At 34.9% G+C, this 6,793-nt stretch carries 9 protein-coding genes; 2 read left to right on the top strand and 7 right to left on the bottom strand.

Annotated elements, in window-relative coordinates:
* Positions 1–166: 166 nt before the first annotated feature.
* Genes FZ949_RS00175 through FZ949_RS00145 form a run of 7 tightly spaced genes read right to left on the bottom strand, consistent with a single transcriptional unit; the run spans position 167 to position 5,018 of the window.
* Complete coding sequence (locus tag FZ949_RS00175) at positions 167–703, bottom strand: hypothetical protein (RefSeq protein WP_103580190.1); 537 nt, start codon at positions 701–703, stop codon at positions 167–169.
* Positions 696–1,217, bottom strand: a complete 522-nt coding sequence (locus FZ949_RS00170) for a PilN family protein (RefSeq protein ID WP_103580191.1) — start codon at positions 1,215–1,217, stop codon at positions 696–698. The genes FZ949_RS00175 and FZ949_RS00170 overlap by 8 nt, the downstream gene beginning before the upstream one ends.
* Positions 1,214–2,218, bottom strand: coding sequence for a DUF8341 domain-containing protein (locus FZ949_RS00165; RefSeq protein WP_148789977.1), 1,005 nt, complete (start codon positions 2,216–2,218; stop codon positions 1,214–1,216). Before FZ949_RS00165 ends, FZ949_RS00170 begins: the two co-directional genes overlap by 4 nt.
* 60 nt (positions 2,219–2,278) lie before the next feature.
* Positions 2,279–2,725 carry a hypothetical protein gene (locus tag FZ949_RS00160; RefSeq protein ID WP_103580193.1) on the bottom strand — a complete coding sequence of 149 codons (447 nt, stop codon included), beginning with the start codon at positions 2,723–2,725 and terminating at the stop codon, positions 2,279–2,281.
* A complete protein-coding gene (locus tag FZ949_RS00155) occupies positions 2,715–3,494 on the bottom strand; it encodes a lysophospholipid acyltransferase family protein (protein WP_103580194.1) in 780 nt (259 codons plus the stop codon). Before FZ949_RS00155 ends, FZ949_RS00160 begins: the two co-directional genes overlap by 11 nt.
* On the bottom strand, positions 3,475–4,776 hold the full coding sequence (miaB, locus tag FZ949_RS00150; RefSeq protein ID WP_103580195.1) for a tRNA (N6-isopentenyl adenosine(37)-C2)-methylthiotransferase MiaB: 1,302 nt from the start codon (positions 4,774–4,776) through the stop codon (positions 3,475–3,477). The genes FZ949_RS00155 and miaB overlap by 20 nt, the downstream gene beginning before the upstream one ends.
* Positions 4,776–5,018 carry an HP0268 family nuclease gene (locus FZ949_RS00145; RefSeq protein WP_002941786.1) on the bottom strand — a complete coding sequence of 81 codons (243 nt, stop codon included), beginning with the start codon at positions 5,016–5,018 and terminating at the stop codon, positions 4,776–4,778. Before FZ949_RS00145 ends, miaB begins: the two co-directional genes overlap by 1 nt.
* 172 nt (positions 5,019–5,190) lie before the next feature.
* Between FZ949_RS00145 and nusA the strand changes: the two genes are divergently transcribed.
* Positions 5,191–6,294: a transcription termination factor NusA gene (gene nusA, locus FZ949_RS00140; RefSeq protein ID WP_103580196.1), complete on the top strand. Its 1,104-nt coding sequence runs from the start codon at positions 5,191–5,193 to the stop codon at positions 6,292–6,294.
* On the top strand, positions 6,294–6,773 hold the full coding sequence (locus FZ949_RS00135) for a GNAT family N-acetyltransferase (protein WP_103580197.1): 480 nt from the start codon (positions 6,294–6,296) through the stop codon (positions 6,771–6,773). Before nusA ends, FZ949_RS00135 begins: the two co-directional genes overlap by 1 nt.
* Positions 6,774–6,793 lie beyond the last annotated feature (20 nt).

Raw genomic sequence — 6,793 nt, 5'->3', positions numbered from 1 at the left:
ATAAATGAAATAATATCAGCCATCAAAAATGCCAAAATTGTTGATCTTACAAATTTAAAATTTGGCGATGAAGAATTATCTGATTGGGAACATTTAAACTATCTTGGCAGAAAAAGATATAGTGAGTTTTTGGTTGAACTTTATCTTAACGGTGGACTTTAATTTCTTACTTCAACCCAAAGACTTTTATATTAAAAGTAGTATGGATTTTATCCTTTTCGCCTTTCATGACGATAGGAAATTCGGTCTTTACGATACTGTCATAGCTGCTAAGCGCATCTAAAAAGTCATAAAATTTTTGTGGTGTCCTTAGAGAGCTAGTTACATTTAGGCGAAATCTAAAAAATTTCTCACTAGCGTTATTATCACTTTCTTCTATTTTACTAAGGCTTACTTCACTGAAAAATTTAGAGGCAAATTCTATAAATTTATCTTTATCAAATTTAGTCTCAAAAGCTGAAATGATTGCTCCATCTTTTTGTTTGGTTGCTTCAACGGCTTTAAATTTAGCTTCAAATTCATTTTTTACTTTTGTATAAGATGAGGTCTGTGAATAATTTTGTCTAGTTAGGCTTTTAAATTCTTTTATATTTGGCACAATAAAACCAAATATCATAATGAAGCAAACTACAATAAAAGCAAATATAAAAAGTAAAAGCTTGACAGGATCTATTTTTTCTAAGCTTGTATCTTTTTTACTCATTATATCCCTCAGAATTATCAATTTTATTTGTACTTATAAAGCCATACCAGCCGTTTTTACTTTGATAAAAGCTGGTATTTGAAGTTGTAAAAATAGATCTTAAAGGTGAAGCTAGAAGCTGATTAAATACATCTTTTGTTGGCGTTATACCACGAATGATGAGTGAGTTTTTATCCATAAAAACCTCTTCGAGCGTTATACTATCAGGCACTAGATCAAAAAGATTGTGCAAGCTTTGCTTGAGAATAGAATTTGATGTGAAAATATCATTTGCAGATTCTATTTGTACAGCTAGTTTAGATGAAACTTCATCTGTTGTGACTATTTTTTGACTAAGTTCTTTTTGTTCATTTGATAAAAAATTTATATTTTTTTCAATTGAATAATTTTTGTAAAGTATAAAGAAATTTGTTGCCAAAAGAGCTACAAAAACAAAGCCTATAAGACTTAGCCAAATTTTGCTAAAGATAGATATAAGTGGTCTTGGTTCTGGGGCAATAAAGCTAAATCTCATAATATTATCTCTTCTTGCATGATTTCATTCATAATATGATTTGTATTCACTGGATACACCGAAGTCTCCACTAAAAGCTCAGATTGCAGATATTGTAAAAAGGTTACACTTGTTTTTGTATTTTCAAAAACAATTATTTGTTCAATAAAATCACCGCCGTAGAGAGGATTTTCGTAAAATTCTTTTACAGCCTTTACGATGTAATCAAACATCTTCATGTCATACCCAAAAATAGCAACCGATTTTTCTACATTTGTAGAAACTGGCATATTTAGTTCATAGTTTAGATCTTCAAATTCTTTTGGCTTATCATCACTTAAAAAATCATCTAAACTTTTAAAATCATCAAGAGATGTTGCGTCATTTTCTTCTTTAATTATCAAGTTGTCAATATCTGTTATATCTTCTTCTTTTAGGCTTTCGGCTTCCTGGTTGGTTTCTTCAATGCCAGACATATTTAAAAAAGTGGATAACTTCATTTGTTTATCTTTAAAGATCGCAAGTGTAAACGAATGTGCATGGATATAAAGATAAAGTGTAGTTTTTGGAGAAATTCCGCGTTTTAAAAGCTCGTGAAAGAGTAGGGCAATAGGTGAGTAGATGAGATCTACACTATCTTGTCCAAATAAATTTTTATATTTTTTTATAGCATTTAAATTTGCATAAATACTCCAGCTATCCTGCATGATAAGGCTTGTAAGATTTTTAGTATTTATATTAAATTTTTTGTATTCATCAAAGCTAACACTAGGAAGCGCGCCTTGCGAGTCGTCGTTAAAAAAAACTGAAACATATACACCAAAATATGCTTTTTCTTGCTCTTCTATGTATTTTATGATTTTTTCATCGATACTATCGATATTTATATCTGTAAATTTAGCGTTTATAGTTTTTAAAAGTTTGCCATTTCTAAAGACCTGACCGAAGAATATGCACTCATTGCCCTCCAACACGACGCTTAAAAAAAGGTTAGAAAAAAGCTTTTTAACGCTAAAAGACATAAATCTCCTAAATTTAGTGCATAATTTTCGTTATGGTAGCTAAAAAGGGATTAAATAAGTTTAAAACAGCTCGTTTTTAAGCTTAACGAAAATCTCTTTTGTATTTAAAGCTTCATTTTTTAGCTCATTATCAAGTAGGGCCGAGTTTTTAAGGTCGTCAAAATCCTCTATCATCACATCACACATCATCTTAATGCGTTCGCTATTAGCCTTGCTAACGCTACTTTGACTCATTTTTTTGATACGCTCAAGATACTCTTTGCCATTTTTTATGTATGAACTAAATTTGATAGCAGCTTTACTTTGGTTTAGCACAGTATTTGCCATTTTGTTATAAATATCTATATCAAGTGCTTTTTGGCTTAAATTCAAGGCTTTTTCATATTCTTTGTTTTCGTATAAAAATTTTGCTTCAAGAGCGAGCTTATAGGAGTTGTCGCTGTAAAAAAATAGCCCAAATAAAATAATTAGAAAGATGGCTATAAAAATAGATAGTTTATTTTTCATAAATTTCGTCCAAAATTTCTTTTATCTCGTCGCTTATTTGTGGATTTTTATGCGCGTACTTTTTCCACCAAATTTTTAAATTTGATCTAAAGTCCTCTTTATTTTGCAAAACGCTCTTTCCGCCATCATTTTGTGAGGCTTGCCAAAGTTCGTTTTGTATCTTCTCTTTTGCATCTTTTTGCTCCAAATTTTCCACACTTAAAGGGGCTGAGAGGCTAAAATTTATAGTGGAAAATGGCTTTGGAAGTATCATCTTATCCCAGCTTTTAAACTCCCAAAACGAGCTTGCTTCAAAATTTAGAGCATAAATTTCGCAAGATGACTTTTGCGCGATTACTACTGCTCCGTCTGCGACGCTGTGTCTTGGTCCGCGTGGGCCATCTGGCGTGATGATGACGTCGTGACCTTGCTTTATCTCTCTTAGAGCTTCTATAAGCGCTCTTGCGCCACCTTTTGAGCTACTACCTCTAATGGTACCGATGCCAAAAAATTTGATTATTCTAGTGATTAGCTCGCCATCCTTGTGGTCGCTAATTATCACCTTGCCTTGTTTTCTATTTTGTCTACTCCACCACTGCCTGTAAGCAAAGCTCATAAAGCTAAGCCTGCCGTGCCAAAAGACGACTACACAGCCATTTTGCGGTAAGAAATTTGGAGTGTAGCTCTTTTTGCAGGTTAGAAAAATGAGCCACATTAAAATATAGATGAAAAAGACGCCAACATTTAGGGCGAGCTTTTCAAATGTGTTTTTAAATTTGCAGCTCGCCATACAAAACCATTCGTTTTGGGTTTGTGATCTTGATTTTTTGTGTAGTGCCAAGAAGCTCTTCGCTACCATCGACTTGAACTAAAAAGTTGTTAAAGCTTCGCCCAGCAACACCGCCATTTGCCCTTAGCTCTTCAAAATATACATCAAAAATTTTATCTTTTTGTGCTGCCACGATCTCGTCTAAAATTTCACTGTGGCGATTTTGCAGGCGAGTTAGTCTTGCTGAAGCGGTTTTATCATCTATTTGATTTGTAAAAGTAGCTGCCTTTGTAAGCGGACGAGGTGAATACTTAAAACTAAAAATTTGCTCAAATCTAACTTGCTCAAGCACATCCATCGTATCTTCAAACTCGCTATCACTCTCGCCTGGAAATGCAACAATGATATCAGTTGATATGCTCACATTTGGGCACATCTTTCTAAGTCTTAACGCACGGTCTAAAAACCACTCTTTTGTGTATCCGCGCTTCATCTCGCGTAAAACTTTTGTGTTTCCGCTTTGAAGCGGCATATGCATTGATTTACAAATTTTTGGGTTGTTAGTAAAAATTTCAAGAAATTTATCATCCATGTGAAGTGGATGCGGACTTGTAAATCTTATCCTCTCAACGCCCTCTATCTCGCTTATCTTTACTAAAAGATCGCTAAAATCGATATTCTCTTGCACGCCTGAAAATCTTTTACCGTAGTTATTGACATTTTGCCCTAGTAAAAATATCTCTTTTGCACCGCTGTTTGCAGCCTTTTCTACCTCTTTTAAGATGAGGCTTGAAGGGATAGAAATTTCATCGCCTCTGGTGTGTGGGACGATGCAGTAGGTGCATTTTTTATCACATCCGATCGAGATGTTGATATGACTTTTATATGGTGAGCCTCTAAACTCGCCAAATGCGTATTCGCTCTCGTCGTGGTTGATGTCGGTTGAGATAAATTTAGGCGTATTTACTGCCTTTGTGATCTTACTAACATTTCTTGCGCCAAGGACAAAATCAACGTAAGGCGCACGCTTGAAAATTTCACTACCCAAATGGCTTGCAGTGCAGCCACAAACGCCTATTTTAGCACCTCTTTTTTTGGCTTTTTCAAAGGCTCCAACCTCGCTAAAGAGCTTATGAACTGGCTTTTCACGAACCGAGCAAGTATTTATAAGGATTAAATCAGCTTCTTCTATATTTTGTGTTAAGGAGTAGTCTTCTTTTTGTGAGAGCTCAGCTATGATATGCTCGCTGTCACGAACATTCATAGCACAGCCTAAAGTTTGGATAAAGAGTTTTTTACTCATTAAAGTATATGCACTTCATACATGTAGTCGCTATCATCAAGTCCGTATTTTACGGTTCTGTGATAGACGCTTAGCCCTTTTTCTTCAAAATGCTCGACTAAGGCGATTAGTTGTTTGTGTGTATTTTCTTTATCAAAATAGAAAATTTTCTGACCCTCTTTTTCGACAGCTGCCTCTATTTTTTCTAGTGAAATCGTTTTTGGTTTTGCGTCTAATTCAGCTCTTGCAAGTTTTAGCTCCATTTTTAATCCTTTCAAAATCTTAAATTTTAATCGGTCAATATATCCAAAACATCATAAAAAAAGGATTAAATAAAAGTTAATAATAAGCTTAAAGTTATTAAAAGTATGGCTTATGTATAATTTCAAAACTTCACGAAAAATCCCCGAAATTTATCGTTACAATGGAGAAAAAATGGAAAGAATTTCAGATATCATCGAGTCAATTGCAAATGAAAAAAATTTAGAGATAGAAGATGTAAAAGAGCGCGTTATAAGAGCTTTAATAAACACTGCTAAAAGGGTTTATGGCGAAAATTATGAGTATGATGTGAGTATCGATGCAAATAAAAATTTAAAGCTTTATCAAAAAATTTCAATCGTAGCAAACGACGATGAGAGGCTTGAAGAAGACAATGAACACTTTTTAAGCTTAAAAGAAGCTAAAAAGATAGATAGTGGTGTAGAGATCGGAGATGAGCTCACTTACGAGCTAAGCCTTGATAATCTTGGAAGAACCGCAGCACAAACACTTCACAAGGAGCTTGAGTATCACATTCAGCGCCTAGTAGAAGAGAAAATTTTACAAAAATATAATGAAATGAGCGGTCACATGGTCTTTGGACCAGTTGTTAGAGTCGATAATGACGAAAATACTTTTATCGAGATAGACGAGCTTCGTGCTATATTGCCACGTAAAAATCGCATAAAAGGCGAGAAATTTAAAGTGGGCGACGTTGTAAAGGCGGTCATTAGAAAAGTTTTTACAGATAAAAATTTAGGTATAAAGGTCGAGCTTTCAAGGACTTCACCTAAATTTCTTGAAGCGCTGCTAACTTCAGAGGTGCCCGAGATAAAAGACGGTGGCATCATCATACAAGGAAGCGCTAGGATCCCTGGCGAAAGAGCTAAAGTAGCGCTCATTTCAACCACTCCAAATATCGATCCAGTCGGCGCAACAGTCGGTACAAAGGGTGTTAGGATAAATGCCGTAAGTAAAGAGCTTCACGGTGAGAGCATCGACGCGATCGAATACACTACCGAGTCAGCGATCTTAGTGGCTCGCGCTATGGCACCTGCGATCATCACATCTGTAAAGATTGAAGAAAATAAGGCAATTGTAACGCTTGCGAGCGAGCAAAAGAGTAAGGCGATTGGCAAAAACGGTATAAATATCCGCCTTGCAAGCATGCTAACTGGCTATGAGATCGAGCTAAATGAGCTTGGTTCAAAAACTAGCAGTAATGCAGAAAATAATGAGCCAATCAAAGACTTAAAAGCACTTTTTGGTGATAACTAATGAAATTTCAAATAAGAAAAGCGACTGAGGGCGATATAGACGTGATCTGCGAGCTTGTAAGAGAGCTTGCTAGCTATGAGAATTTGAGCGATCAAGTTACTTTTACAAATGAAATTTTTGCAGACTCTATCTTTAATAAAAACCACGCAAAAGCCCTTGTCTGCGAGAGTGAGGGTAAGGTGATTGGCTATGCTATCTATTTTTACACATTTTCTACATTTTTGGGGCTTGGTGGGATCTATCTTGAGGATATTTACGTCAAAAAAGAGTTTAGAAATCAAGGTATAGGCAAGACATTTTTTAAATTTTTAGCTCAAATTTGCAAGGATGAAAATTTAAAAAGGCTTGAGTGGTGTTGCCTAAACTGGAATGAGCCAAGTATTAAATTTTATGAAAGTATGGGTGCTACAAATCAATCGCTTGAGTGGAGAAACTATCGCTTGGACGGTGAAAATTTAGAAAAACTTTTAAATTTATAGTTCGTTTTTAAATAACAAGC

The organism is Campylobacter concisus (genome assembly GCF_902460545.1).
In the GTDB taxonomy this organism is placed as follows: domain Bacteria; phylum Campylobacterota; class Campylobacteria; order Campylobacterales; family Campylobacteraceae; genus Campylobacter_A; species Campylobacter_A concisus_AE.
The sequence above is the reverse complement of the archived record's forward strand: the minus strand, read 5'-3'. Positions and strand labels throughout refer to the sequence as shown.